The organism is Streptomyces sp. NPDC043176 (genome assembly GCF_056436715.1).
In genome coordinates this window covers 390,504-417,209 of sequence record NZ_JBWKCA010000001.1, presented here as the reverse complement: position 1 = coordinate 417,209, position 26,706 = coordinate 390,504, and the positions used below count along the sequence as shown (strand labels likewise).

At 70.5% G+C, this 26,706-nt stretch carries 17 protein-coding genes; 1 reads left to right on the top strand and 16 read right to left on the bottom strand.

Annotated features, from left to right (window positions below):
* Nucleotides 1-40: 40 nt before the first annotated feature.
* From AC067A_RS01860 to AC067A_RS01850, 3 genes are all read right to left on the bottom strand, one after another.
* Nucleotides 41-4,312, bottom strand: a complete 4,272-nt coding sequence (locus tag AC067A_RS01860) for an Eco57I restriction-modification methylase domain-containing protein (protein ID WP_478613120.1) — start codon at nucleotides 4,310-4,312, stop codon at nucleotides 41-43.
* Entirely contained in the window at nucleotides 4,309-7,554 is a 3,246-nt protein-coding gene (gene drmD / locus AC067A_RS01855) for a DISARM system SNF2-like helicase DrmD (RefSeq protein WP_478613118.1), read from the bottom strand. Before drmD ends, AC067A_RS01860 begins: the two co-directional genes overlap by 4 nt.
* A gap of 297 nt (nucleotides 7,555-7,851) precedes the next feature.
* The gene (locus AC067A_RS01850) at nucleotides 7,852-10,464 is read right to left on the bottom strand and encodes a GmrSD restriction endonuclease domain-containing protein (protein WP_478613116.1); all 2,613 of its coding nucleotides are present in this window, start codon (nucleotides 10,462-10,464) and stop codon (nucleotides 7,852-7,854) included.
* Nucleotides 10,465-10,563: 99 nt separating this feature from the next.
* On the opposite strand from AC067A_RS01850, the gene AC067A_RS01845 reads away from it, so the two are divergent.
* Nucleotides 10,564-12,759, top strand: coding sequence for a UvrD-helicase domain-containing protein (locus AC067A_RS01845; RefSeq protein ID WP_478613113.1), 2,196 nt, complete (start codon nucleotides 10,564-10,566; stop codon nucleotides 12,757-12,759).
* A 37-nt stretch (nucleotides 12,760-12,796) separates the two neighbouring features.
* On the opposite strand, the gene phnE is transcribed toward AC067A_RS01845, so the two are convergent.
* From phnE to AC067A_RS01780, 13 genes are all read right to left on the bottom strand, one after another.
* A complete protein-coding gene (gene phnE / locus AC067A_RS01840) occupies nucleotides 12,797-14,539 on the bottom strand; it encodes a phosphonate ABC transporter, permease protein PhnE (protein ID WP_478613110.1) in 1,743 nt (580 codons plus the stop codon).
* Nucleotides 14,536-15,333: a phosphonate ABC transporter ATP-binding protein gene (locus AC067A_RS01835; protein ID WP_478613107.1), complete on the bottom strand. Its 798-nt coding sequence runs from the start codon at nucleotides 15,331-15,333 to the stop codon at nucleotides 14,536-14,538. The genes phnE and AC067A_RS01835 overlap by 4 nt, the downstream gene beginning before the upstream one ends.
* Nucleotides 15,334-15,370: 37 nt before the next feature.
* A complete protein-coding gene (locus AC067A_RS01830; RefSeq protein WP_478613104.1) occupies nucleotides 15,371-16,339 on the bottom strand; it encodes a phosphate/phosphite/phosphonate ABC transporter substrate-binding protein in 969 nt (322 codons plus the stop codon).
* Between the two features lie 95 nt (nucleotides 16,340-16,434).
* Nucleotides 16,435-17,352, bottom strand: a complete 918-nt coding sequence (locus tag AC067A_RS01825) for an ArsR/SmtB family transcription factor (protein WP_478613102.1) — start codon at nucleotides 17,350-17,352, stop codon at nucleotides 16,435-16,437.
* A 49-nt stretch (nucleotides 17,353-17,401) separates the two neighbouring features.
* The gene (locus tag AC067A_RS01820; protein ID WP_478613099.1) at nucleotides 17,402-18,220 is read right to left on the bottom strand and encodes a hypothetical protein; all 819 of its coding nucleotides are present in this window, start codon (nucleotides 18,218-18,220) and stop codon (nucleotides 17,402-17,404) included.
* Nucleotide 18,221: 1 nt separating this feature from the next.
* On the bottom strand, nucleotides 18,222-19,370 hold the full coding sequence (locus tag AC067A_RS01815; protein WP_478613097.1) for a phosphonoacetaldehyde reductase: 1,149 nt from the start codon (nucleotides 19,368-19,370) through the stop codon (nucleotides 18,222-18,224).
* Nucleotides 19,367-20,563: a phosphonopyruvate decarboxylase gene (gene aepY / locus AC067A_RS01810; RefSeq protein ID WP_478613094.1), complete on the bottom strand. Its 1,197-nt coding sequence runs from the start codon at nucleotides 20,561-20,563 to the stop codon at nucleotides 19,367-19,369. The genes AC067A_RS01815 and aepY overlap by 4 nt, the downstream gene beginning before the upstream one ends.
* Nucleotides 20,560-21,867: a phosphoenolpyruvate mutase gene (aepX, locus tag AC067A_RS01805; RefSeq protein ID WP_478613091.1), complete on the bottom strand. Its 1,308-nt coding sequence runs from the start codon at nucleotides 21,865-21,867 to the stop codon at nucleotides 20,560-20,562. The genes aepY and aepX overlap by 4 nt, the downstream gene beginning before the upstream one ends.
* A 28-nt stretch (nucleotides 21,868-21,895) precedes the next feature.
* A complete protein-coding gene (locus tag AC067A_RS01800; RefSeq protein WP_478613088.1) occupies nucleotides 21,896-22,888 on the bottom strand; it encodes a FomB family phosphonate monophosphate kinase in 993 nt (330 codons plus the stop codon).
* A gap of 12 nt (nucleotides 22,889-22,900) precedes the next feature.
* Entirely contained in the window at nucleotides 22,901-23,701 is an 801-nt protein-coding gene (fomA, locus tag AC067A_RS01795) for a fosfomycin resistance kinase FomA (protein ID WP_478613086.1), read from the bottom strand.
* 3 nt (nucleotides 23,702-23,704) lie between these two features.
* Nucleotides 23,705-24,334, bottom strand: coding sequence for a DUF402 domain-containing protein (locus AC067A_RS01790; RefSeq protein ID WP_478613083.1), 630 nt, complete (start codon nucleotides 24,332-24,334; stop codon nucleotides 23,705-23,707).
* A 94-nt stretch (nucleotides 24,335-24,428) separates the two neighbouring features.
* Nucleotides 24,429-25,025, bottom strand: coding sequence for a (S)-2-hydroxypropylphosphonic acid epoxidase (hppE, locus tag AC067A_RS01785; protein ID WP_478613081.1), 597 nt, complete (start codon nucleotides 25,023-25,025; stop codon nucleotides 24,429-24,431).
* Nucleotides 25,026-25,041: 16 nt separating this feature from the next.
* A complete protein-coding gene (locus AC067A_RS01780) occupies nucleotides 25,042-26,646 on the bottom strand; it encodes a B12-binding domain-containing radical SAM protein (RefSeq protein WP_478613079.1) in 1,605 nt (534 codons plus the stop codon).
* Between the last annotated feature and the right edge of the window lie 60 nt (nucleotides 26,647-26,706).

Genomic DNA, 26,706 nt, shown 5'->3' with positions numbered 1-26,706 from the left:
TTCCCGGTGCCGGTTCCGGTAGCGCCGCTCCTCTGCCGGGTCAGAACAGGCTCGGGGGCTCCTCGGCGGGCGGCTTCGGCTTCCGCTTGGCCGGTGCGGCTGTCTTCTTCGCGCCCTTCTTGTCGTGCAGGCCGGCGGCTACTTCGGCGGCGTAGCGGCGCTGGTTCTCTTCGAGGAGGCGGTCCAGGATCTCCTGACGGACGACGGGGCCGACGGTGTAGCGGGGGCCTTGGCGGGTGTCGTGGAAGCCGTGGTCGAGGCCGCCGGGCTGGGCGAGGAGGTCGTCCCAGCCGTAGGCGCGGGCGGCTTCCTCGTCGATGGCGCGGTGGATTTCGCGGAGTTCGGCGATGTCGGGGTCGGTGCAGGTGTCGTCGTGGACGAGGTTGTAGGTGGCGGTGAGGCCGCCGCGCTGGAGCATGATTTCGCGGCGGCGGGTGTCGAGACGGTCGCCGAGCTTGCGGAGGGCGGGGGTGAGTTCGGGGCGCGCGAAGGTCTCGAAGACGTCGGACGGCGAGTAGTTGAGATCGGCCTTCATCGTCGAGCTGCGGCTAATCGCCCACCAGTAGTGCGGCGCGCTACTGAGCAGCGCCAGCATGGCAGTGTCGTCTGTAGCGAAGACTCCGAGCTTGTGCGCAAATACCTGCCCGGTGGGCACCATGACGGGCATCACAACCTTGCTAACCAGAGTAATCAAGACCACTCGCCCAAGGCCCTCTATGGACTTCACCATTGATGGCCGCTTGTCCGCATACTGCCAGTAACGCTCAGGAAGCGGCTTACGCAAAGCAAAGGATCCATCGGGCTTCGTCCGCTGCCGCTCAGGCTTCACATCGCGCACAATTTTCGCAAAGGCCTTCGGGTACTCCTTAGCTTTCTCCTCGCTCCAGTCATGGAAGTTGATAACCCACCGAGTCGCAGAAGTATCTGATCGAGAGTTAAGGTCCTGCCCGTTAAGGTAGGGAAATAGCACATCCCGGTACCGTTCGTCTTCAACAACGAGCGCCTGTGCCGCCTTTGGCTCCAGCGTGAACCCGAGGCCCAGGACGTACGAGCCGACGAACGAGATCCCGTGGTTCTCCACCAGCCGCGCGGGCGTCCACGACACCCGCGACGCCGAGTCCAACGACGCCGTGATTGCAGGCACTGGCGTCACAGCGATCTCCGGAACGGCCTCTACATCAAGAAGCCTAGGGATCTCCAAGTCGATCTCAGAACGACTAGTCCAAACAGCACAGAACTCCAGAACAGCCGAATTTGACGGCCACGGCTTACTCTTCACGGCCTGTCGAATCTCTACACCGCTAGCCACGAGCTGATCAAGGCCGACTTCCCTCGTATCACCCTGCGCCAGCGTGTTCGTCGCAACCAACCCGGTTTGACCAGACCCGTTCAGCACCTGATCTGACCGCAGAAGGAAGTAGGCAACCAGGTCAGCGTGACCACGGGCACCCTTCCCCAGCCATTCCACGAGGTACTCCCTGTAGGAATTCCCGAGGGCTCCTGTGAGCTTCTTGCCGCCCAGGAACGGCGGGTTCCCCACCACCGCGTCGAACCCGCCCCGCTCCTCCCACACCTCCGGGAAGACCAACGGCAAGTGAACCGGCTCCCGGTCGAACGACCCCCTCGGCTGGCCCGTCGCCAGCCAGCCCCGCGCCAGCCGCTCCGCCGCCCGCAGCTCCTCCGCCTCCGCTTCGCCCTCCGGCGCGTCCGCCACGTTGTGCGCAGCGGTCACTGCCTCGAACGACAGCCGGTCCTGCTCCTTCTCTCCCCGGCCCGCGCTCGCCAGCGCCGCACCCACGACCAGGTCCGCGTACACGCTCGCCCGGCGGGTCTTCTCCCGGACCGAGGCCAGGATGGCGCGCTTCTCCCGCAACTGCTCCAGGTCCGTGCCCGGGATGCCGGCCAGCTTCCGACGCTCGTCGGCGACCTCCGTCACCACCCGGCGGACGCCGCCCGTGAAGTCGATGCCGTCCCCGTGGATCCGGCGCCCCCGCGCCGGGTCGAGGTGCATCGCCTCCAGCTGCTCCACCGACGTGATGCCGAGCAGCGAGTCGCCCGCCACCAGCCGGTCGTCCAGGAAGGTGAACGGGCGCTCGCGGTCCATCGAGACCAGCCACAGCGACAGCTTCGCCATCTCCACGGCCATCGGGTTGATGTCGACGCCGTACAGGCAGTGTTCTATGACCTGCCGACGGGCCTCCACCATCACCGGGTCCGCCTCCGCGTCCACCGCCGAGGCGGACAGAGACCCCGCCGCCTCCAGGTAGGCGGCAGCCCTAACATCGCCCTCCCGGCTCCAGGCTTCCACCAGCGCGTCCGCCAGGTAGCGGCACGCCGCCACCAGGAACGCCGCCGAGCCCATCGCGATGTCCGCGACCTTCAGTTTCAGCAGCTCGGTCGACGGCTTCGGGCGCCACTGGGTCCGGTCCGCCGTCTGGAGGGGGCCGTACTCGTAGATCAACGGCTCCAGCGCGCCGTCGGCGACCTGTTGGGCCAGGGTCTTCGGGGTGTAGTGGGTGCCGGTGTTCTTGCGGAGGGAGGACTCCGTCACGTACAGGGCGCCCGGGCGGATCACGACCGGGAGGCCGCGCAGGTCCGGGCGGAGGATGCCGTGGAAGGGGAGCAGGCGCTCCGCGAGTTCCGCGTCGCCGCCGGTCGCGGCGAGGAGCTTGCGGCGGGCTTCGCCTCGTGCGGCCTCGTCCAGGGGGGCCAGCGCCTTCGTCACCTTGGCGGCCGCACCCAGGCCCGTCGTCTTGTTGTACTCCTCCGCGAGGGCCGCGCCCAGGCCGTCCCCGTGCGTGCGGGCCATCGTCTCCAGGCGGCTCAGCAGGACCTCCGCCTCCAGACCCGGCTTGCCGGCCAGGCCGACGATGGTGTCCTCGGCGCGGCGGCCCTGGTAGGAGAGCAGGCCCTCGTACACGTAGCCGATCTGCTCGACGTCCAGGGTGCGGAAGGTCAGGCGGCGGCGCTCGCGCTTCCTGCCGGTGCCGATCCAGACGTGCTGGACGGACTGGAGCATGTGGAGGACGGTGCGGTCGTCGATGGGGAGGGGGTCGGTGGGGTCGTTCTCGCCGGTGCCGCGGCCTTCCAGCCAGGGGAAGGCGTTGGGGTCGAAGATCGAGCCGTCGTAGGCGTGCATGGACAGGAGGGGGTGGTCGACGCCGCCGTAGACCGCGTTGAAGAGGGCGATGAGCCGGTGCCAGCCGGCCCAGGTGAGTTCCAGGTCCTCCTCGGTGGTCTTGGTGGCCCGGTCCTCCAGTTCGGCACACAGCCTGCCGGCCGAATACGACTGGACGTACAGCTCATTGTCGCTGGGCAGGAGGCCGCGTTCCTCGGCGAAGAGGAGGAAGACGACGCGCATCATGATGGCGACGGCGCCTCGGTAGACGTCGTGGGCGGGGACGTCGGCGAGGCCGCGACGGCCCTTGGCGCGTTCGTTGATGTCGGCGCGGCCGATGGCCTCGACGAGGAGTTCGACGGCCTGGCGGACCTGGACGCCGAGGGCGTCGGTGACGTCCTCCTGGCTGTCCAGGGACTCGCGGAGGAGCGGAAGGAGCATCTCGTCGTCCCCGACGCCGAAGAAGCGGCGGCGGCTGAGGAGGGAGCGGAAGGCGCGGACGACGACGCGTTCGGCGGGCGAGGGCCAGTCGACGGTGTCGAAGACGGCGGAGGTGGTGACTCCGCCTCGGGGGGCCCAGACCAGGGCCCACCAGCGGCCGTCGGTGACGAGGCCGAGTTCGATGCCGTGGTGGCGGCAGAGGTGGGCCATGCGGTCGACGGGGGTGGCCGACCAGGTGGAGGTGGGCACGCGCTTGGCGGGGTGCTGACCTGCCGGTACGGACAGGCCGAGGATCGCGCAGTCCGCGACCAGCGCGGCCGTGTCCGTGGCCGTGCTGCCGGGTTCCAGGAGGGCGAAGGTCGGCGCGACCCGCTCCCCGTCGTGCTCGGGGATGTCGACGGCCAATGCCTCGGACAGGCTCTCGCCCGTCCGCAACGCGTCTCCCCAGCCGAGGAGTTCGCCGAGCACGAAGTCGGTCCAGGTCTCCTGCCCGGCCGCCGGGTCGGAGAGCCAGACCCCGTGCTCGTAGCGCAGGCTCGTCCGCAGCGGCTTGTCGACCGCGTCGAGCTGCGGCCACGCCTTGAGCAGGACGGGCAGGGTGAGGAAGGGGCCGGAGACGTCGACCAGGCTGAGCCAGTCGAGGTGCTGCTGCTTGCCGTCGGGGGCGGCGGGGCGGAAGGCGCCGCCGCGGGCACGGCCGCGGGCGCCTGTGCCTGTGCCGGTGCCGCTGCCGGTCGTACGGTTGGTGCTCACTTGACGGCCTCCCGGCGGGGAACGACGAAGACGACGGCGACGGGGAAGAGCAGCGGCTTGGGGTCGGCGTAGCGGGCGGCGATGGAGGCGAGTTCGCGCTCCTTCTCGCTCTCCAGGGCCCCGACGCGCTGCTCCCAGTTCTCCCGGTCGCGGCGCTGCTGCTCGGCCTCCTCGAACTCCAGCTCCAGCTGGCCTTCTTCGGTGTCCGTCCTGCCGATGGCGGCGCGCAGGGAGTCGCGGAAGCGGTCGATCTGGGCGGAGATCCGGTCGGCGTCCTCGCGGCGGCGGTTCTCCAGGCGGCTTTCCAGCGCGGTCTGGCGGTTGCGGGCGCGCCACTCCAGGGAGGAGACCAGACCCTCGCTCACCTGCGGCCAGGCCGTGACGAGCCGGTCGCAGAGGAGGGGAGACGCCTGGGTGGAGTCGGTGAGGGCGTCGTCGAGGATCTCCCGCACCGTGGTGACCTTCTCCAGACGGCTGAAGCGGGCGGGGGTTCCCTGCTCCTCGCGGAGCCAGCCGCCGGCCTGGAGGACTTCCTCGTGGAGGCGGATGCCGTCCGCCCCGACGAGGACGAAGCGGGCGAAGGCGCCGACGAGGGTGGTCTCCAGCTCGGGGTGGTCGCTGACGACGGCGGCGACGCGGGCGAGGCCGGTCTGGTTCTTGTTCCAGACGGCGGCGCGCAGCAGCCGGGTGGACATGGAGACCAGGGGATGGCCGAGGTGGGCGAGGACGACGTCGTCGCGGCCCTTCGCCGCGGCGGCGTCGAAGGTGATCGGGCGCTGGATCTCGGGGCGGAGCTTGTCGGCGAGGCCCTGGGAGGCGCGCTCCCAGGAGCTGGTGAGGGTGGGGACCTCGTAGAAGCCGTCGGCGAGTGCCCGCTCGTCGACGACCGGCTCGATGTCCTGCTGGCGGGCGAGGGGGAGGGCGGTGGAGACGACGCGGGCCACCCGGTCCGGGGTGATGCCGAGGGTGGCGACGGTGGCGTCGACCTGTTCCTTCAGGCGTTGGGCCTGGGCCTGGGCGTCGCGCTCGGCGGTGACGTTGCCGCCGCGCCGGGCCTTCTTGTTCGCGTACACCTCGGCGCGTTCGACGTCGAAGTCGGTGCCGAGGTCACCGGTCATGCGCCGCTGGACGGCTTCGGCGAGGACGCCGTTGACCTTGCCCAGGTCCTCTTCCATGCGGGCGACCTTCATGGCGACGCGGGAGAGGAATTCGAGGTCGGCGTCGTAGGTGTCGAGGGTCTTGTCGAAGCCGCTGCCCACGAAGTGCACGATCTGCGGCGCGGTCGTCTGGCCGTAGCGGTCGATCCGGCCGATCCGCTGCTCCAGCTTGTTGGGGTTGAACGGGATGTCGTAGTTGACCAGGCGGTGGCAGTGGCGCTGGAGGTCGATGCCCTCGCTCGCGGCGTCGGTGGCCAGCAGGATGCGGACGTCGTTCTCGGCCGGTTCGGCCTGGAAGGCGAGGCGCAGCCGCTCGCGCTCCTCCGCGTTCATACCGCCGTGGAGGAGGGCGACCCGGTCGCCGCCCAGGCCGTGGTCGCGGAGCAGGTTCTGCAGCCAGATCTGGGTGTCGCGGTACTCGGTGAAGACGACGACGCGCTCGTTGAGCCAGTGCCCGCCCTCGGCGGTCAGGCACTCCGCCTTGAGGTAGTCGATCAGCTCGCGGGCCTTGGAGTCGGCCTGGGCCTGGTGGCGGACGGCCCACTCGCGCATCTGCTCCAGGAGGCCGGCCTCGGCGTCGTCGGTGCCCGGCTGGAGGGTGGTCGCGCGGGCGATGGCGTCGTCCTCGGCCTCCGCCAGCGGCTCGTCGTCGTAGTCGGCGTAGTCCTCGAAGAAGGTCTCCTGCCAGTCCTCGATCTCCTCGGCCGCCTCCTGCCTCTTGGTACGCAGGGTCTCCAGGTAGACCTCGATGGTGCGGGCGAAGGCGTCCGGGGAGGAGAAGAGGCGCTTCTTCAGGAGCAGGGTGACGAGGTCGGCGGCCTTGCGGCCGCCCTTGAAGCGGGTGCCCAGCTTCTCGCGGCGGAGTGCCGCGTACCGCTTCAGCAGCTGGTGGATGCGGCGCTCGTCCTCGCCGTACTCGACGGGGAGCGCTCTGGTCCGGCGCTCCAGGAAGCGGCGCTCGCCGGTCTCGGGGTCGCGGATGTCGGTCTTGAGGCGGCGGACGACCGTGTCCTTGATCGCCTCGGGGTCGGGCTCGACGCCCCGGGCGAAGCGCTGGCTGTCGATGATCTCCAGAAGGGCGGTGTACGACTCCTGGTAGCCGTTGTGCGGGGTGGCGGAGAGGAACAGCCGGTGCTCGAAGTACGGGGCGAGGCGCCGGATCAGCTTGGTCTGCTGGGAGTCGACGGGGTACCGCTGCTTGGGCGCGGAGGGGGCGACATGGTGCGCCTCGTCCAGGATCAGCAGGTCGAACGGACGCTTGGTGGGTACGGCGGTGTCGGCACGGGACTCGGCCGGCAACACCTCGGCGAGGAGGCGCTGGGCCTTGGCGCCGCGCAGCCAGGGCAGGCTGATGATCGACAGCGGGTAGATGTTGAAGGGGTTGGCGGCGCTGCCGTGTGTGCGCCTGACCTCGGCGCTGCGCTCGGAGTCGATGACCGTGAAGTCCAGGCCGAACTTCTCGGCCATCTCGTCGCGCCACTTCACGGTGAGGCCGGCCGGGCAGACGATCATGATCTTGTGGGCACGGTTGCGGAGCATGAGCTCCAGCGCGACGAGACCGGCCTCGATCGTCTTGCCGAGGCCGACGTCGTCGGCGAGGAGGAGGTTCACGCGGGGTGCGGCGATCGCCCGGGACACCGGTTCGAGCTGGTACGGCTCGACGGCGACACCGGAACGGAACGGCGCCTGGAGGGTGCGGACGTCCGCCGAGGTGACCGCCGACCAGCGCACCGCGTCGAGGAAGGCCGCGAGGCGCTCCGGAGGGTCGAAGTTCCCGGCCGAGACGTCGGGCAGGGAACCGGTCGGCAGCCGGCGGCGCCCGGGCTCGACCTCCCAGATCACGGAGAGGGTGTCGTTGTAGCGGCCGTCCTCGACGCTGTTGAGCGTCACGAGCGTGCCCGCTCCGGGCCGACCGGTGCCGGCCGTGCCCGCGTCACCGCGGTCGACCTCGGCGACGACCCACCGCTGGCCCCGCACCTCGACGAGATCGCTGATCCCGGGGACCGCCCGCTCGTCCCGTGCCTCCGCGCCGCGGCGGACCGCCCGCTGCGCCACACCCGCCAGGTCGGTGGTCGGCGTCGTCATCGCTCTCCGCACTCCTCTTACCGCCCCGGCCTGGGCGAACACGTCAAACACAGCCATTCAAACACGGGGGCGGCAGCCCACCGGGCCCACTCTGGCACGGCCGGGCACCCGTCGTACCGGCGTTGTCACAGCACGTCGAATCCGGTGATCCCGGTCAGGTCGCGACAGTTGCCGCACCAGGTCGCCGTCGGCCGAAACCGGCGGCGCGCGCTCCCTCCGGCAAGGCCACCCGCACGCGGAAGACCCGGCTGCCCGGCGAGGTCGGACGGTGCCGGATCCCGGCCGCCTCGGGCGGGATCACTCGGGGGCCCCGGGCTCGTCGTCGATCGGCCGGCGGGCTTCCGCGAGCGCGACCGTGTGGACGAACCACTCCAGGACTCCACGGAGCTCACCACCGTGTTCGGCGAAGACCTCCAGCGGGAACGAGGGACGCAGGTCCAGCTTCGCCTCCGCGAGGTCGATGCCCTCCACGCGGTTCAGCCGCGCCATCAGCTCGCGACGCAGCAGCTCGTCGTCAAAGGGCGGTCGGCGCTTCAGGTGCTGGAAGACCACCTCGGCGGTGCCCGTCACCGGGTACAGGGCGAGGGGCCACACCGAACGGGATCGGGCGCCGCCCAGGACCAGCATCGGGAAGCAGCTGGTCTCGCTCTTCTTCCCGTAGTCGAGGGAGCCGCCCTGTTCCTCCCAGAACCGCAGGGACGCGAGCACTCCCTCCACCGTGCCGGGCGTCTGGTTGTCGCGCAGCAGCGTCTCGAAGCGGGTGGCCACGGTCTCGCCGTCGCCGCCGGAACCCCCCGGGCCCCCGGGGGTCTGAGTGGGCGCCTCGTCCTCGAAGTCGTCCTTGCCCACCAGGGTGGCCAGATCCGCCGCCGTCAGCCGGTGCGAGCGGCGCGCACGGCCCCACTCGTCGAACGGCACGCCCTCGCTCTCCAGGACCTCCCTCGGCTCCGTCGCGTCCTCCCGCCCTTCCGGCCAGCGGAAGCCGGGCGAGATCTTTCCGTCGGCCATCAGCACGCGATAGGCCCCGTGCAGCGCCGGCCTCGTGGCCACGTGGTTGCCGACCGCGACGGCGTGGGTGCCGATGAGGGCGGCGAGGTCTCCGTAGGTCGTCCAGGTACCCGCCGGCATGTTCAGCAGGGCTTGGCGCAGCTCACCCCAGCCGGCCCACTCGGCATTCGCGTGGACCACACCGTCGACGGGCCCCGGCCACAACTCCACTGCCCGATCCCCCAGTTCCTCGGCGCGCGCGAGGATCTCGGTCCTCCCCCAGCGTTCCCGGCCCGCGATCCACTGGTTCATCCGCAGGGCGCTGGAGTCCAGGATCTGCTGCTTGCGGCGGAAGGGGTGGTTGGAAAGGCGCGCGTTGTCGCCGGACAGGGTGAGGTTGCCGAGCGTGTGGACCAGTTGGGTGTGCAGCTCCTCGGGGCTCTCGCCCTCGCCCGCTTCCTCCGCGAGGAGGTCGAACCACTGCTGGGCGGGCTGCTGGGGCAGCACGTGCTCCACGGTGAGCTTCGCCTTGGCGTAGTCGACCGGCTCGCTGGCGTCGTAGCTCTCCTCGAACCGGCGCAGAATCTCGAAGCGCTGGTTCGAGCGGCCCGACTTGTAGAAGGGGCGGCTGCGGATCGCCTCGCGCGTGACCGTGTCGGAGGGCCAGACACGCGTCCCCGTCTTGGCGGACAGGGCACGGCGTACGGCGTCCGCGAGGGAGCGCCCGTTGTCCAGTTCCTTCTCCACCTCCTTGGGCAGTTCCATGAACGTGCGGTTGTTGCCCGTGGTGGAGTTGCCGGCGAACAGGCGTCGCACCATGTAGCTCTCGGCGTACGAAAGGGCGGTGGCCACCTCCCCGGGGACGCAGTCGCCGGCGTCCAGCCGGTCCAGCAGGAGCAGTGCCAGCGGATAGTGGGTCTGACCGCCCCAGCGGGCCAGCCGTTCCAGGACCTCGCGCAGGCCCGGGTCGCCCTCCCGCCACGGCTCGACGATCCGCATGAGGCGTCCGGCCCGCACGTACAACCGGGAGACCTCCGCCTCCAGCGCACCCTCGTCCGCGCTCAGCGGTTCGAGACGCTTCTTCTGGTCTCGGTAGATCTCGCTCTGCTTGGCCCGGTTGTCGCCGCCGACGACCAGATCGAGCCAGACGAGCAGCTCCAGCCTGGCCGGGCCCAGCAGGTCCTGCATCGGGAGCCACAGGTTGCGGTACACGGCCTCGCCGCGCTTGGGGAGGCACATGAAGAGGTAGTTGCGCAGAAGGTCGCTCTGGCTGAGGCCGACACCCGTGTTGTTGATGGACTCGAAGATCCGGTAGACGTTGTCGCCTTCGGCGGCGGTGATCGACACGATGGAGAGGAAGTCCCTGAGCACGGACTCCACCGCGCGGACCCATTCCTCGCCCGCGCTCTCCTCCCCCTCGGTCAAGGCGGCGAGGAAGAACCGGTACGCGCCGCCGATGTTGCCGGGGCCGCCGGCCGTGGGGAGCGACTCCACGCAGGCGACGAACGCCTCGCGGTCGGCCTGCGTCGGCAGGAGGCGGTAGTGGTCGTTCCCGTCCTGGTAGCCGTTGACCAGGACGAGGTCGTGAATGCGGGCCGCCTTCTTCTCCCGGTCCCGAGCACGGTGGTGGTCCCGCAGCGCGGTGAAGGCGAGCATCAGCGTGGTCAGACGCTGCTGGCCGTCCACGACCAGCCATCGCTGCATCCCGCCCGCCGCGACCCGCTCCGGCGCGAGCACCACCGACCCGAGGAAGTGAGCCGCCGGCGCCCTGCCCTCCAACTCGTCCTCGACGAGTTCCAGGACGTCGTCCCACAACTGCCGCAGTTCGTCGCGCTGCCAGGTGTAGGTGCGCTGGTACAGCGGGACCTGGAACTGCGTCTCGCCGTGAACCAGCTTGCTGAACGTCGTCTCCTGCGCGTGCACGCGCGTCCCCTCCCCGACTCCTGCCCGTGGGCCCGCCATTGTGCCGCATCCGGGTACGGTGATCAGCGGAATCGACGGCCGCACGACCGGGGGCGCAGCATGGCGACACTGGGAATCCACAAGGACTTCCTCCTGGAATTCGCCAAGTTGGAGAAACCCGTCCAAAAGCGCGTGCACGAGGTCTTCGACAAGTTCCGGGAGCACCGGCACGCGGGCCTGCACCTGGAGAAGCTGGAGAAGTCTCGCGACCCGCGTATCCGCACCATCCGCATCAACCAGTTCATGCGGGGCGTGGTGCTGGCTCCGGAGGTGGGGGACAGCTTCCTCCTGCTCAAGGTCATGCCTCACGACGACGCCATCGCATGGGCGGTCAAGCACCGGGCAACCCTCAACTCCGCCACCCAGGGCATCGAGTTGCGCGACGACGTCGCTCTGGAGCGCGTGACCGCCGGCATCGACGCTCTGGCCGGCGACCGGCCCAGCGCGGCCGGACGAGCCCGGCGGCTGTTCGAAGGAGTCGCCGACAAGGACCTGGTCAAGCTGGGCATCGACGTCGATCTGCTTCCCCTGGTACGGCATCTGGGCACCGAGGCCCATCTCGACGCCCTGCACAAAGTCCTTCCCGAGCAGCAGTACGACGTGCTGGCCGGCCTCGCCGCGGGCATGAAGCCGGAGGACGTGTGGCGCGAGGTCGTCGCCGTACAGCTGGAACAGCCGTCCGAGCTCCCGCGCGAGGTCCGGGTGCCGCAGGCCGAATCGGCCGTGGTCCCCCCCGAGCAGGACGACTTCTCCGCAGCCATGGCACGGTCCCAGGGACGGATCGCGCTCGTCTCCGGCCCCGACGAGTTGACGGACATCCTGTCCCGGCCCTTCGACGCCTGGCGGATCTTTCTCCATCCGAGCCAGCGCAAGCTCGCCTACCGCTCCTCGTACACCGGTCCGGCACGCGTCACCGGAGGGCCTGGCACCGGTAAGACCGTGGTCGCGCTGCACCGGGCCCTGCACCTCGCCCGGCAACTGCCGGGCGACGCCCCCGACGAGTCGATCCTCCTGACCACGTTCACCCGCGACCTCGCGGCCGATCTGCGCAGCAACCTCGAACTGCTGATCCCCGAGCCCGCGCTTCGGGCGAAGATCAGGGTCGTCAACGTGGACGCCCTGGCCAACCAGATCGTCCGGGAGGACCGCGGCGCGCCACTGGCCCTGGTGGCGGCACAGAAGGAGATCCTGGCGCGCTGGAGCCGAGCGGCCCAGAAGCTGGCGGTCGATTTCACCGACGTGTTCCTCGACCAGGAATGGCGGCAGGTCATCCTGGCCCAGGACCTCCAGTCGCCGGAGGCGTACCTGAAGGCATCCCGTACCGGCCGCGGAACCGCGCTCAGCCCCCTCAAGCGGGCCCAGGTGTGGCGCGCCGTCGAGGCATTCACGGGTGAGTTGCGCCGGGCCGGCGAATGGACGTTCCTCCAGGTGTGCGCGGAGGCCGCGCGCATCCTCCGGGAGCGAGGTGGGGACTCCCCGTTCCGCCACGTGGTGATCGACGAGGCGCAGGACCTCCACCCCGCTCAGTGGCGCATGCTGCGGGCCCTGGTCGCCCCGGGTCCCGACGATCTCTTCATCGCGGGCGACACCCACCAGCGGATCTACGGCAACCGGGTGTCGCTGCGCGGTCTCGGCATCTCGGTGACCGGCCGGTCCGCCCGCCTTCGCATCAACTACCGCACGACGAAGGAGATCCTGACCTGGTCGACCCGGCTGCTGGCGGACGCCCGGGTGGACGACATGGACGGCGGGCAGGACTCGCTCGTCGGCTACCGGTCCGCGTATCGCGGCTCGAGTCCGGACCTCGGAGGCGCCGCGACCAAACCCGAGGAGATCGCGGGCCTCGTCACCCGGGTCTCGGAGTGGACCGAGGCGGGGATCGAGCCCCACGAGATCGGCGTCGCCGTGCGGTACGTCCAACTGGGCAAGGACATCGCCAGGGCCCTGGACCAGGCGGGCATTCCCACGCTGGTCCTGGGAGCGTCATCGGTGACGGGTGACGGAGTCCGGATCGGGACCATGCACCGGATGAAGGGGCTCGAATTCCGCTGCATGGCCGTCGCAGGCGTGAACGACACGGTCATGCCGATGCAGGGCGCCCTCACGCCGGAGGAGGTCGACCCGCAGCAGCACCGGGAGGACCTCATGAGCGAACTGAGCCTGCTGTTCGTCGCCTGCACACGGGCGAGGGACGCCTTGCGTGTCTCCTGGCACGGCAACCCCAGCCCCTTCCTTCCCGAACAGTCCTCCGTCTGACGCTTCCGGAATCCGGGCCTCGGCCGCCAGGAAGCCGTCAGGTGAAGGTGCGGCGGGTCCAGGTGGAGAAGGCTTCGAGGAGGAGGGTGGTGGTGAGGAGGAGGAGGACGGTGGTGGTGACGAGGCCGTATTCGAGGACGCGGGCGGCGTTGAGGAGTTCGTAGCCGATGCCGCCGGCGCCGACGACGCCGAGGAGGGCGGCGGAGCGGATGTTGACGTCGAGTTGGTAGAGGACGTGGCCGAGGACGGCGGGGAGGGCGCGGGGGAAGTCGGCGGCGAGGAAGACCTGGAGGCGGGACGCGCCGGTCGCGGTGAGGGCGCGGGTGGGGCCGGGGTCCAGTTCCTCGAGGGAGTCGGCGGTGAGTTTGCCGAGGAAGCCGAGGGAGCCGACGGCCAGGGCGAGGGCGCCGGCCACCGGGCCGAGACCGGTGATCACGACGAGCACGATGGCCAGCACGATCTCGGGGACGCCCCTGATCGCGACGGTCAGCGTGCGGAACGCCGGGGAGAGCCGCGGCCAGGGTGAGACGTTCGGCGCCGCCAGTACGCCGACCGGCAGCGCGAGGGCCATGCCGAGCAGTGTGCCCGCGAGGGCCGTCTTCACCGTGACCCACAGGGCGTCGAGCAGGTTCGCCATGCCGCCCGGGGCCGTCGGCGGCAGGTAGTGGCCCAGGACCGTGGGGACGTTGCCCAGTCCGGCGAGGAGTTGCTCCGGTGAGAGTTCCGCTCCCCTGACGGCCGCGACGAGGACCGCCGCCGTGACCGCGCCGTACAGCCAGCGTCGCAGGCGTGCCGGGGTCCAGGGCGGGGTGACCGGGCGTCGGGCCGGGGGGCCGCCGTCGCCCGTCGTGCCCTGGGTTCCCGTCGTGGCCGCGGTCGTGGCCTCGGATGTTCGCTGGGCCGGCAGGGCGGTGGGGCGGCGGCGGGGGCGGGTGGTCCTGGTGTGGGGGAGGAGGGCTCGGCGGATGGTTCCGGAGAGGAGCTCCATGGCGAGGCAGAGGAGGAGGACGACGAGGGCGAGGGCCATGCCGCGGCGGTAGTCGAGGCGCTGGAAGGACTGGGCGATCTCGTAGCCGAGGCCGCCGACGCCGACGAAGCCGAGGAGGACGGAGGAGCGGAGGTTGACGTCGAGGCGGTGGAGGGCGGTGGCGGTGAAGGAGGGGAGGACGTGCGGGAGGACGGCGGAGGTCAGTTCCTGGGGGTAGGAGGAGCCGGCGGAGCGGAGGGCCCGGCGGGGACCTTCGGGGGTCTCCTCGAGGACGTCGGCGTAGAGCTTGCCGACCATGCCGACGGAGTGGAGGCCCATGGCGATGATGCCGGCGGTGGCGCCGAGGCCGAAGATCCGGACGGCGACGATGGCCATGATGACGTCGGGGACGGCGCGGGCGAGGACGATGAGGGCCCGGGCGGCGCCGGAGGCGTAGCGGTGGGGCGTGAGGTTGCGGGCGGCGAGCAGGCTGACGGGGACGCTGAGCAGGAGGGCGAGCAGGGTCGCGCAGAGGGCCGTCGAGAGGGTCTGGCCGGCGAGGCGCGCGACGTCGGCGAGGGGCGGGAAGTCCAGGGGGAGCATGCGGCCGGCGAAGGCCACCGCGTTGTGGAAACCGTCGATCAGGGTGGCGACGTTGATGCGCAGGTCGACGAGGGCCCAGCAGGCGGTGGCGGCGAGGGCCAGGAGGCTCAGGTGGGGCAGGAGCCGCACGCCCCGGTGGGGGCCGGGGCGTGCGGCGTGGGGGGACGGCGGACGCGTGGGGAGGTCGCGGACCTCGGTGGGTGTGGTCACGACGGTGCACCGGCCAGGACGGCGGGCTCCTGGGGGCCCTGGTAGAGGCGGGCGATGTCGGTGTCGCGGACGTCGGCGGTGGGGCTGTCGAGGACGACGCGGCCGGTGTTGAGGCCGATGACGCGGTCGGCCCAGGTCAGGGCGGTGTCGACCTGGTGGAGGGTGCAGATGGTGGTGAGGGACTCCGTGCGGCCGATGTCGGCGACGAGTTCCATGACCTGCCGTGAGGACAGGGGGTCGAGGGAGCTGACGGGTTCGTCGGCGAGGAGGATGCGGGGCTGCTGCATCAGCGCGCGGGCGATGCCGACGCGTTGCTGCTGGCCGCCGGAGAGGGTGTCGGTCCGCTGGAAGGCCTGGTCGGCGAGGCCGACGCGGTCGAGTTGGGCGAGGGCCTGCTCGCGGAGTCCGCGCGGGTACATGAGGAGGCCGGAGCGGGGGCCGCGGAGCCGGCCGAGTGCGCCGGAGCAGACGTTCTCCAGGACGCTGCGCATGCCGACGAGTCCGAAGTCCTGGAAGATGAAGCCGACTTGGCGGCGGAGGGCGCGCAGGTCGGCTTTGCCGGAGCGGCTGGGGTCGACGCCCAGGACGGTGGCGACGCCGGAGGTGGGCTTCTGCAGGCCGTTGAGGAGGTGCAGCAGCGTCGACTTGCCGGAGCCGGAGGGGCCGAGGAGGGCGACGAACTGGCCCGCCGGGACGTCGAAGGACACGCCGTCCAGGGCGCGTACCTCTCTGGTGTGTCCTGCGAACGCCTTGCCCACCCCGGTCAGGCGGACAACGGATTCTTCCTTCTTCATCGGCCCCCGTGCCCTTCGGTCGCTCGTACCCGTCCGGTCAGTTGGCGACGCACTGGTCCTCGCCGACGCGGCCGCACACCTCGCGCACGCTCTCGAAGTCGGCGTCGTCCGTGGGGGTGAAGCCCCAGTAGCCGTCGATCTTGCAGGCGTCGCCGGCGCAGTAGCCGTTCTGCTGGAGGTAGTCGGCGTTCGCCTTGGTGCGGAACGCCTGGGTGATCTTGGCCTTCAGGTCGGGGGTGAGGTCGTCGCTGACGGTCAGGGGCGAGCCGGGGATGACGTCGGACTTCCAGACGATCCTCAGTTCGCCGGGCTTCATGTGCTTGCGCTCGACCAGGAGCTTGTCGACCATCGCGTCGTAGGCGAAGCCGACGTCGCACTGGCCGCTCAGGACGGCGAGCGCGGAGGCGTCGTGGCCGCCCGCCATCACCGGCTTGACCTCCTTCTCCTGCACGCCGGCCTCGCTGAGGCCGGCCACCGGGTAGAGGTAGCCGGAGGTGGAGGTGGGGTCGACGAAGCAGACCTTCCTGCCCTTGTAGCCGGCCAGGTCCTTCACGGGGGAGTCGCTCTTGACGATGCCGTACGAGCGGTAGCCGGAGTCGGCGTCCTTGGTCTTGACCTGGGCCGCGATCGGGGTGGCCTTGACGCCGCTGCGACGGGCCACCACGTACGAGAGGGGGCCGTGCATGGCGATGTCGATCTTGCCGGCCCGCTGCCCCTCGATGACGGAGGCGTACGTCGTCGCCTTCTCGATCCGCACCTTCCTGCCGGTCTCCTTCTCCAGCATCTTCGCCAGCGGCGCGTACTCGGACCGGACGCTCGACGAGCTCTCGTCGGGCACGGTGGCCAGGACCAGTTCCTCGGGGTCGCGCCCCTTGCCGGAGTCGTCGCCTCCGGCCGAGACGGCGCTGGCACCGCACGCGGTGAGACCCAGGGTGAGGGCGAGCGCGGCGGCGCCCTGGGCGACGGCGCGGAGGCGGGCGGTGGGGCCGTGCTTCGTGTCAGGCATGTCGGTGCTTTCTTCGCGGCGTGAAAGGACGGGGTGGGACGGGCGGCGGGCACCCGGGACCGGCCGGGCGCGCGGGCCGGGACGGGCCCTCGGGGTCAGATCCCCAGCTCCCGCAGGAGGGTGATCCCGCTCTGGTCGAGCTGGTAGAAGACCCGTCCTCCCAGGCGCTGCTTCCAGACGATGCCCGAGTCGTTCAGGACGGCCAGGTGCTGGGAGACGGTGCTCTTGGCCATGCCCAGGGACTGGGCCATCGCCGTGGTGGTCCTCGGCTCGTCCAGGGCGCGGACGACCTGGGCCCTGCTCTTGCCGAGGAGCAGCGCGAGCCGGTCCTCGGCGGCCTGGGCGGGCTCTCGGGCGGTGAGGACGTGGAAGTACCCGGTGGCGCGCGCCTGGTAGGACATGGCCACCACGGCCTGCTCCTGGTGGAAGAGGCGCAGGCCGCCGGCGAAGACGGTCGGGACGAGGAGCAGTTTGGAGCGGGTGACGGAGAGGTCCATGTCCCGGTGGTACGGGGCGGTGAGGACGGGCCGTGACCACGAGACGCGGCCGCCGAGCTCGGTGAGCATGGGCTCGACGCCGGCGACGGCGAGGGTGCGGCCGCGGAAGAGGATCTCCTCTTCGAGGGAGGAGCGGATGGAGTTCCAGTACGGGGCGACGGCGAGGTCCCAGTACTCCTCGAGGGCGGTGAGGAGCCGGTCGGCGGCGGGGTCGCCGGCGTGCGTCTCGCGTACGTGGGCCAGCTCGGCCGCCAGGGTGTTGCGCGTCGGATCGGGCAGGGCCACGAAGCCCGGCGGGAAGAGCCGCGGGTCGCCGCTGCGCAGCGGTTCGACCAGGGTCCGTACGAGTTCGTCAGGCAGCCTGTTGCGGACGCGGCGCGCCCAGTCCGCGTACGGCGAGGGGGCGGCGCCCCGGTAGCGGGCCAGGATGCCGAGGCTTCCGATGGTCTCCCAGAGGGGGCTGAAGGAGAGGCGGATGGTGCTCAGGGTGGCGTCGTCGACGGTGAGGCGGATCACGGGGCGACCGCCCCGCTCGCGTGGTGCCGTCCCGCGACGGCCCGCGTGATCACACCGTCACCCGGATGGCGATGTCCTGACAGAGGGTCAGGACCTCCTTGATCCACGGCCGGGGGTCGGCCGGGTCGTAGCCCTGCATGGTCTCGATCTCCCAGTAGCGGTCGAACGGGAACCCCTCGGGCGCGGCGGCCCGGAAGCGGTGGGCGCGCCACTTCGGGAGGTGGCTTCCGTACTCCCCCTCGGCTTCGAGGAGGGCGTCGACGGCGTGGCCGAAGGCGACGCGGGCGGAGATGGTGGCGCTTTCCAGGTCGCCGGCCTCCAGCTGGCCGAGGGCGTCCTCGACGGCGTCGTCGGTCGCCCCGAGGGAGCGGACGACGACGAAGGACCGGAACGCGGAGTCGACCAGGCGTTCGCGGGTCCTGTCGATCCAGTCCTCGCCGAGGATCGGGCAGCAGGTCTCCAGGTGGGCCAGGAGGAGTTCCTCGGTGCGGGTGAGGGTCTCGTCGGTGATGCGGCCGTCCTCGCAGGCCTCCCAGGAGATCTTGGAGAGGACCTGGCCGATCTGGGACTCCAGCCAGTAGGTGACCTCCCAGCGCCGGTCCTGGCGGTAGAAGACCTCGCTGGTCACGTACGGCGGGTCGAGGGGCACGGGGCTGCCGGGCCGGTCGGCGGAGCCGGCGCACTCGACGGCGGTGACGACGTAGATGTCGAAGTCGCTGCGGGCGTTGTGCCAGCCGCGGGCGGCGGACCCGACGACGAACGCGGCCAGGACGCCGGCGGGGACGAGGTCGCGCTCCCGGAGCGGGGTGAGCCAGTCGGTGGCGGGACCGTTCGTCTCCGGGTCCGTTCTCCCGTACGACATGAGCATCTCAGGAACACCTCATGAGAAGGTCGGCGAGTTCGTCCCGGGAGAAACGAACCGGGTTGTTGTCCAGGCGCTCGGCGTTCACGGCGGCGGCCAGGTCGCGGACCTCGGGCTCGGTCCGCACGCCCACGTCGGAGAGGCGCATCGGGAGGCCGATCCGCCGTGCGAGGGCCACGAAGCGGGCGCCGGACTCGGCGGGCCCGGAGGCGCCGAGCACCCCGGCGATGTCGTCGAGGGCGCGCCGGTACTCCGACGGCCGGACGGACGTGCGCAGGTCCGAGTCGCCCGCGCGGGCGTGGGCGTCCAGGAAGGCGCCGAGGCTCAGCGCCACGGCGTGGCCGTGGCTGACGCCGTAGCGGCTGGTCATCCGGTACGAGAGGGCGTGCGCGCCCGTCGTCTTGGAGCGGTTGATGGCGCGCCCGACGAGGTGGCTGCCCACCGCCATGGAGCGCGCGGCGCCGGGGTGCGGCGCGGCGACGAACTCCTCGATGCCGGCGAGGAGCAGCCGCAGGCCGCGCCGGGCCAGGCCGCGGCTCTCGTCGTCGCCGCCGACGGCCCAGAGGCTCTCGATGCCCTGCGTGATCGCGTCCACGCCGGACGCGGCGCGCTGGTGGGGCGAGCCGCTCCCGGTGAGGGCGGGGTCGAGGACCGCGGCGTCCGGCAGCAGGCCGGGGCCGGCCACGGAGTGTTTCGCGTCGCCGACGTACACCACGGCGAAGTGGGTGGCCTCGCTGCCGGATCCCGAGGTGGTGGGTGCCAGGACGAGTCCCATGCGCCGGGTGCCGGCCGCGGCTCCGGAGCGGACCCGGTCCTCCAGGTCCGCTCGGGGCACGCCGTCGAGGGCGCAGAGGAGCTTGGCCATGTCCATGGCGCTGCCGCCGCCGACGCCGACGACGGCGTCCGGTCGCAGGTCCCGGACGACGTCGAGGCCGCGGGCCACGTCGTCGACGGCGGGGTTGGGCGAGAAGTCGTGCCAGCGGTGGACCGCGGTGCGGGGGTCGAACGACTCCAGCATCCGTGACGCGCCCGAGGCCTCGAACGAGTGGGCGCCGTGCACCACGAGCACCCGGGTCGCGCCGAGCCCCTCCACCAGCTGCGGCAGCGACGCGATGGCACCCCGGCCGTAGCGGACGACGGGACGGCGCGGACTCACGACGGCGTCACCCGCTCCGTGAGCGCGCGCAGGACGGCTGCCCCGCTCTCCGCCGGGGTGACGGCGGGGCGCCCGAGGTCGCCGCGGCTGCCGGGCCTGACCCGCAGTTCGAGCAGCGCGGGGCCGCCGGTCGCGCGCAGCCGGGCCAGCTCGCCCGGCAGGTCCTCCAGGGAGGACAGGGTGGCGGCGTGCCGGTAGCCGGAGTTCCTGGCGAGGGCCGGCACGTCCACCCGGTCGATGGAGGTGGGCTGGCCCCCGACGCTGTCGTGCACGCCGTTGTTGAACACGACGTGGAAGTACGAGGACGGGCCGTGCCCGGCGATGACGGGGAGGGCTCCCAGGTGCATGAGGAGCGCCCCGTCGCCGTCGAGGCACCAGACCTCGCGCTCGCGTTCGCGCAGCGCGATGCCCAGGGCGATGGAGCTGGCGTGCCCCATGCCTCCCACGGTGAGGAAGTCGATCTCCGTCCCGGCGCCGGACCGCACCCGGTGCTCGTACAGCTCGCGGCTGAGCATGCCGGTCGTGGACACCACGACCTGCCCGCCGCCGATCCCGGCGATCAGGGCGCCCAGCGCCTCCTCCCGGGTGGGCAGCGCGGCCACGGGAACCGCCGTCCCACCGGTCCCGGCCCCGTCTCCGGGTGCCGGCCCGGTGGCCGGGACGGCGGCGGGGACGCCCGCCGGGGCGAAGGTCCCCTTCTCCACGAGGAAGGCGTAGGGGGTGCGCTCGGCGACGGAGTGCGCGACGGCCTTCCGTACGGCGGCGCCGGCCTCCTCCTCGTCGGCGGGCAGCACCGACCAGGGCAGTTCGAGGGCGTCCAGGAGTGCCGGCATGATCCGCCCCTGCTTGCGGTGCTGGGGCTCGTCGGGCACGCCCGGCTGCCCCCGCCAGCCGATCAGCAGGATCATCGGGATGCCGTACACCTCGGGGTCGGCGAGCGAGGTGAGGGGGTTCACCGCGTTGCCGATGCCGGAGTTCTGCAGGTAGACCACGGCGGGGTCGCCCGTGCGGAGGTAGTGGCCGACGGCCAGGCCGACGGCGTTCCCCTCGTTCGCGGCGATCACGTGGTCGACGCCGGACGCGCCGTCGCCGACGTAGGCGTTGAACTCCTTGAGCAGGCTGTCCGGAACGCCGCAGTACAGGGAGACCCCTTCGGCCGCCAGGTGCCCCGCGAGGACGTCGGGCCGGATCATCCGGCGTTCTCCGGAATGATCGACAGGGCGTCCTTGATCGAGGCCAGCATGGACTCGGCCTCGTGGGCGCGGCCGTGCTGGAGGATCGACTGGACGACCTTGGTCACCTGCGGGTAGACGGCGCGCATGAGGTGATTCGCGTAGATCACCATGTTGACGCCGGCGTCGGCGAGTTCGGACTCGCGGACGCTGCTGTAGCTGGTCGGAACGACCACCAGGGGCACGCGGCGGGGCAGCTTGTCGAAGTAGCGGCAGAACTCGAAGATCTCCGCGGGGTCCGACTGCCGGCTGTGGATCATGATGCCGTCGGCGCCGGCGTCGACGTACGCCTCCGCGCGGTGCACGGCGTCGGCCATGCCCTTCTCCAGGATCAGGCTCTCGATGCGGGCGATGACCATGAAGTCGTCGGTGATCTGCGCGCGCTTGCCGATCCGGATGCGCTCGCTGAAGTCCTCGACGCTGGACTGGGTCTGCGGCACGTCGGTCCCGAAGAGGGAGTTGCGCTTGAGCCCCTCCTTGTCCTCGACGATGACGGCGGAGACGCCGAGCCGCTCCAGGGAGCGGACCGTGAAGCCGAAGTGCTCGGGCTTGCCGCCCGTGTCGCCGTCGAAGACCAGCGGCTTGGTGGTGACCTCGAAGAGCTCGTTCACCATCTGCAGCCGGGAGGAGACGTCGACGGCCTCGGTGTCCGGCTTGCCCCGGGCGAGGGAGTCGGTGAGGGAGGAGGACCACATGCCGTCGAACTCGCGGGCCTGGTTGTCCACCATGACCTTGGAGTTCTCGATGATCAGGCCCGTCAGGCCGTTGTGCACCTCGAGGATCCGGACGATGTCCTTGCTGTCGAGCAGCCGGCGCAGCCGGGACAGCCGGACGTTGGGCGTGGTGCCGACCTCCTTGACGGAGGAGTGCAGGCGGGTCGAGGAGATGCCCGGCGTGTACGGGATCTCGACGAGCTTCCCGCCCCACTCCGACAGCACCTCGATGACCCGCTCGCGGGTGTGGCGCTGCACGCCCGTCTGCCAGTCGTCGCCGTGGACGACGAAGTCGGGGCGGACCGAGCGGAGGTTCTCGGCGTAGTCCAGGGTCCGCTGCGGGACCACGGCGGCGACGCCCTTGAGGTTCTCGACGACGGCCTTGCGCTGCTCGTACGTCATGTGCGGCAGGCGCTTGTAACTGGCGATCGCGGCATCGGTCAGCAGACCGATGGTGATGTCGCCGAGCTCGGCGGCCCGGGACAGGATGTTGATGTGGCCCGGGTGGATGAGGTCGGCACTCATACCGACGTAGACGATCGGCCGGTTCATCAGAAAGTTACTCCCCTACTAAGGCCTGTCATTCGGCAAGCTGCTCGAGCGTCGAATCCCGGACTTCCTTGGCCAGCATGTCTGCGTTGGCCCGGTAGCAGCGCGCGCCCTCGACCAGTTCGGTCAGCTGCGCCCGCATCCGGGCCAGGGAGTCGACGTAGGTGTCGAAGTCCCCGTGGTGGGCGAGCAGATCGTCCTTGAGGCCGTAGGTGGTGACCGCGAAGGAGAACTGCTCCATGAAGGTGCCGGCCGCGGCCGGCGAGATCGGCATGAGGCCCTGGGGGCGTGCGGGGTCGTAGTCGACGATGACGACGTTCCGGACGCGTGCCGTGCCGATCTGCGGACTCTCGAAGAGAGTCGAGGAGTCCGTGACGTAGTCGCCCGACTCCATGTGCGCCGTCAGGTCGTGCTTGTCGATGAGTTCACCGAAGCACTGGTCGCGGCGCACCCGGATCGAGGAGGGGACGCCGTGGGCGACCCCGTCCCTGACCAGCGTGTGGGTGTTGCTGAGGAACCGGGCGCCGCTCAGGCACGCCTGGGCCAGGAAGACGGTCTTTCCCGCGCCGTTGCGCCCGACGAGCAGGGTGGCTCCGGCGCCGGGCAGTTCGAAGCCCGCGGCCTTCAGGTGCAGGTAGCCGTGGTCCGCGGAGAAGACGGTCAGGATGTGCTTGACGAAGTAGGGCCAGACGGTCTTCTCGAGGGACCTGCCGAACACGTAGAACGTGCGGCCCACGGTGACGAGGTGGGCGGGCTCGCCGAAGTAGTGGACGAGGTAGTAGCCGCCCTTGAACCGCTTGCCGCGGAAGGTCCGGTCGGTCCGGTCGGCGTACAGCTCGGCCGGGATGTCGTCCCGGTCCAGGTCGACGCAGACGACCTCGTAGTCGGCGGGCGCGGACTCGTCCTCGGCGAAGGCCGAGAAGTAGGAGTACGCCGCGAACTCCTCGAGGTTGGTGGACAGCCTGACCTTGACCAGGTTGAGGTCGACGACGCGGCTGCTGCGGATCGTGAGGTTCTCGAGCATGGACCGTTCCCCTTACGCAGAAGCAGTCGTGGTGATCCTGGTGGACCGCACGTGCGCCGGCCAGGAGGAGTGGGGGGCGGTCAGGAACTCCAGGTCACTGCCGGGGTGCCCCCGCATGATGAAGCACTCGGCACCGCGCCGGGCGCAGGTGACCAGTGCGTCGAGCTTGGTGTGCATGGCGCCCGTGGCGTCCCATTCGCTGCTGCCCCAGAGCGCGGCGTACGCCTGCTCGGGAGACCGGGCGTCGACCTCGGGAAGGATCGTGTCGCCGCCGGCGCCGTCGGTGACGATGCCGTCGACGTCGGTCAGGGTGACGACCCGGAGGCGTCCCTCGACCATGGGCAGGAGGACCTCGGGGACGCGGTCGCTGGAGAACGCCCACAGCTTGCCGTGCTCGTCGAACAGGGCGTCGCCCGCGAGGACGGGCAGCGCGCCGTGGTCGAGGACGGCCCGGAGGACCTCCGACCGGAGCTGCGGTATCCCGTTGCGGAGCGTGCACAGGGCCGCCAGCTGGAGCGGGAAGGCGTCCACGCCGATCCCCCGGAGCTTCTCGGCCCACCGCTTCTTCACCTCGAAGGTGGCCTCGGTCAGGCCGGCGAGGGAGAACGCGTGGTCGGTGTCGTGGTCGCGGATGGCTCCGTGGCCGAAGGCGCCGCCGCCGCTGATGAGGACCATCCGGCCCCGGTAGGTCTCGGCGAGCCGGGCGAAGTGCGCGGCGAAGCGCGTCACCGCGTCGTCGTCCAGGCTGCCGGGTTCGTCCTTCCGGGAGAACAGGCTGCCGCCAACCTTGATGGCCAAGAAATCGGGCGTCATTCCCTAGGATCCTTCGGTCTCGAAACTCTGCAAGAGGGCGTGCCACCCGGCCGGCGGCTCCCACCGCGACCAGCTCGGGTCCCACCACTGCTCGCCGGCGGCGATCTCCCGCGCGACGTCCGCCGCCTCCGCCCGGATCGCGGTGGCCTCCTCGGGCGCGAAGTGCCCGATCCGGGCCCGCTCCTCGAACTTCTCCACGTCCTTCCAGCGGAGGGCCCGCGAGTCCGCCGGGACGACGAGGTCGATCTCGTGGTCCAGCGTGCTGAAGCCGGTGGGGGTCCTCCGCCAGGGCGCTTCCACGTTCACGTACCACTCCCGGAACGCACCGGTGGCGGCGTCCCTGAGCACCCAGACGGAGTGCCCGCGCCCGGGGCGGTGCAGTTGCAGGATCCCCGCGCTCTGCCACCGGTCGCCGAACAGCTGCCAGGGGTGGGGGCCCCAGCCGAAGGGGCCGTCGCCGAAGGTGAGCAGGGTGCCGTGCGACAGGTAGACGGCGACGAGCTCGGGGGTGTCGGCCACCACGCGGACGGGATACGAGATCCACGGCCGCCCTTCGAGTTCGTCGCGGCGCTCGACGACCGCCCCGAACGGGAACGTGCCGAACCGGGTTTGCTGGGAGGCGAGTTCTGCCATGGTCCTGTCTCGTCCGTTCGGCGACTCGGCAGACCGGGCTGCCTCAGGGGACCGCGAGGTACGGGTGGAGGGTGTCCACCCGTACCTCCCCGGGTCAGAAGTTGACGGCGATCAGCTTCGCGGAGCCCGTGCCCTTGGCCGCCGTGAAGGCGTGCGGCACGTGCTCCTCCACGAACATGCTCGCGCCGGTCGGGAGGAGGGCCTCCTTCGGGTTCTCCTTGTCGCCCCACTTCATGTGGATCTCGCCCTCGAGCACGAAGAGGAACTCGTTGCCGGCGTGGCCCGAGTTGAACTTCGCCTCGTCGGGGTCGTCCGTCAGCACGTCCACCACGAGGGGGACGAGGGACGGCGCACGCTTGGTGCGGACGAGACAGTTGTAGACGTAGTAGTCGACGTCGTCCCGCACACCCTTGAGGATCGGGCGCTCGTCGGGCATCTGGATGATGACGCCGCCGTCGAGGTCGTTGCCCGCCGACGGGGTGAGGGCGCCGATCGACGTGCCGAGCACGTCGGCGATCCTGCCCAGCTGCGTGAGCGTCAGCTCGCCGCCCTCGCCGTTCTCCCAGGCCGCCACCGTCTCGGGGGTCTCCCCGAGGAGCGAAGCCAGGGCGGCGTGGTCCATCTTGACCTGCTCGCGCCGGTCCTTGAGGAGCTCCGCGAAGCCCGTGCTCGCCGTCTTGGTGTTGCTCATTTCGCCCTCCCAGATTTCAGTACTGGTTTGCGTTCCACTGCTTCTGCGGCGTGTAGGCCCGGTCGCGCCGCGCGTTGAAGTCCCGGTTGAATTTCGCGGCGAGCTCCGCGATCTCCTCGCCGTCCCACAGGCCGGGGACGTTGATGATCCCCTGCTTGTAGGTCATGCGGTAAAGAGACTCTTCCGGGTCCACGAACCCCTGGCGAATGCACTCGCGCAGGAGCTCGGAACCGACGATCGGCGACGCCGCGAAGAACGAGGCACTGCTGAATCCGGCTTCCTCGGCATAGTCGTAGGACGCCTGCATCTCCTCGATGCTTTCGCCGGCGTTTCCGAACATCGGCGGCATGCCGATGATGAAGAAGCCGTGGACGTGCATTCCAAGGCTTCTCGCGTACTTGATGAGGTGCGAGGTCCGTTCGAGATTGAGCGGCTTCTTGATGAGTTCCTTGAGGACTCGCTGCACGCCGCTCTCGATGGCGAACGTCACCTGATAGGCGCCCGACTCCGCCATGAGGTCGAGCAGCTCTTCGTCCATGCGCCACAGGGCGGTGCCCTGCGGGGTCGCCCAGGGGAGGCCGACTTCCTTGAACGCGCGGAACAGCTCGCGGGCGTGGTCCATGTCGTTCGTGATGTTGTCGTCCTGAATATGGAATTCGTCGATTCCGTATTCGTCACGCAGCCTGAGGACCTCGTCGACCACGTCCTGGACGCTGCGCCGGCGGAGCTTCTGGCCCCAGAAGTGGGTGGTCGTGCAGAAGGTGCAGTGGGCCGTGCAGCCGCGGCTGGTGTAGAGCTGGCCCACCCGGGAGCCGACCGTGTAGGGCGACTGGTAGGCCTTGATCTCGAAGTACTTCTCCATGTTGTAGTGGTGCCAGGCGGGGAACGGGATGTGGTCCAGTTCGCCGGCCATGCTCAGCATGGGAGAGGACTTGCCCGTCTCGGGGCCTTCGGGGCGCATCGAGCTGATCAGCGGCAGCTCGGGCTTGATCTGGACCTTGCCGTCGCGGTCACGCCACGCGATGCCGTGGACCTCGTCCTCGCGCACGTTTCCGTTGAGGTGTTCCATCCACAGCAGGAAGGTCATCTCGCCTTCGCCGAGGAACACCGCGTCGAGGTTCGGGTCGTCCAGACAGGCCTTCGGGAAGTAGCGCGCGTGCGCGCCGCCGATCGCGGTGACGGCCTCGGGCGTGACGAGGTCCGCCAGTTTCAGCAGGTGGTGCACGTTGTCGGCCTGGTTGCTGAAGATGCTCGAGATACCGACGACGTCGGGCGCGAACTCCTTCATCACCTTGACGATGTCGTCGTCCGACAGGCCGTAACGGAGGAACTGGTCGTCGCCGTCGACGGGCTGGGCGTTGTAGTAGCCCTCCGCGAAGACGTCCAGGATCTTGACCTCGTAGCCGTACTTCTCGAGGACGGCCGCGATGTACCCCAGGCCCAGGGGGTACGTACATCGTGGGAGGTCGTGCCGGAAGAGCGTGGCCGAGGGATTCAGCAGCAGCACCTTCTGGTAGCGCCGCGACTCCGGCTTTCCGACACGCTGGGGCAGATCGCCCCATCTGATGGCCGGCTTCCCGTGCAGGGCGAACTCGGTGGAGCCCAGAGAACCGATCGTCATGAGATTCTGTTTAGTGCTCAAAACCGCCGCGTTTCTCGTGAAATGGGCCTGGATGAACGC

Bases quoted from the DNA above. Each gene is read 5' to 3' on its own strand.
- drmD (WP_478613118.1), bottom strand. From the start codon at position 7,554: ATGACGACGCCGACCACCGACCTGGCGGGTGTGGCGCAGCGGGCGGTC.
- AC067A_RS01845 (WP_478613113.1), top strand. From the start codon at position 10,564: ATGGCGACACTGGGAATCCACAAGGACTTCCTCCTGGAATTCGCCAAG.
- AC067A_RS01835 (WP_478613107.1), bottom strand. From the start codon at position 15,333: ATGAAGAAGGAAGAATCCGTTGTCCGCCTGACCGGGGTGGGCAAGGCG.
- AC067A_RS01830 (WP_478613104.1), bottom strand. From the start codon at position 16,339: ATGCCTGACACGAAGCACGGCCCCACCGCCCGCCTCCGCGCCGTCGCC.
- AC067A_RS01820 (WP_478613099.1), bottom strand. From the start codon at position 18,220: ATGCTCATGTCGTACGGGAGAACGGACCCGGAGACGAACGGTCCCGCC.
- aepY (WP_478613094.1), bottom strand. From the start codon at position 20,563: ATGATCCGGCCCGACGTCCTCGCGGGGCACCTGGCGGCCGAAGGGGTC.
- aepX (WP_478613091.1), bottom strand. From the start codon at position 21,867: ATGAACCGGCCGATCGTCTACGTCGGTATGAGTGCCGACCTCATCCAC.
- AC067A_RS01800 (WP_478613088.1), bottom strand. From the start codon at position 22,888: ATGCTCGAGAACCTCACGATCCGCAGCAGCCGCGTCGTCGACCTCAAC.
- fomA (WP_478613086.1), bottom strand. From the start codon at position 23,701: ATGACGCCCGATTTCTTGGCCATCAAGGTTGGCGGCAGCCTGTTCTCC.
- AC067A_RS01790 (WP_478613083.1), bottom strand. From the start codon at position 24,334: ATGGCAGAACTCGCCTCCCAGCAAACCCGGTTCGGCACGTTCCCGTTC.
- hppE (WP_478613081.1), bottom strand. From the start codon at position 25,025: ATGAGCAACACCAAGACGGCGAGCACGGGCTTCGCGGAGCTCCTCAAG.
- AC067A_RS01780 (WP_478613079.1), bottom strand. From the start codon at position 26,646: ATGACGATCGGTTCTCTGGGCTCCACCGAGTTCGCCCTGCACGGGAAG.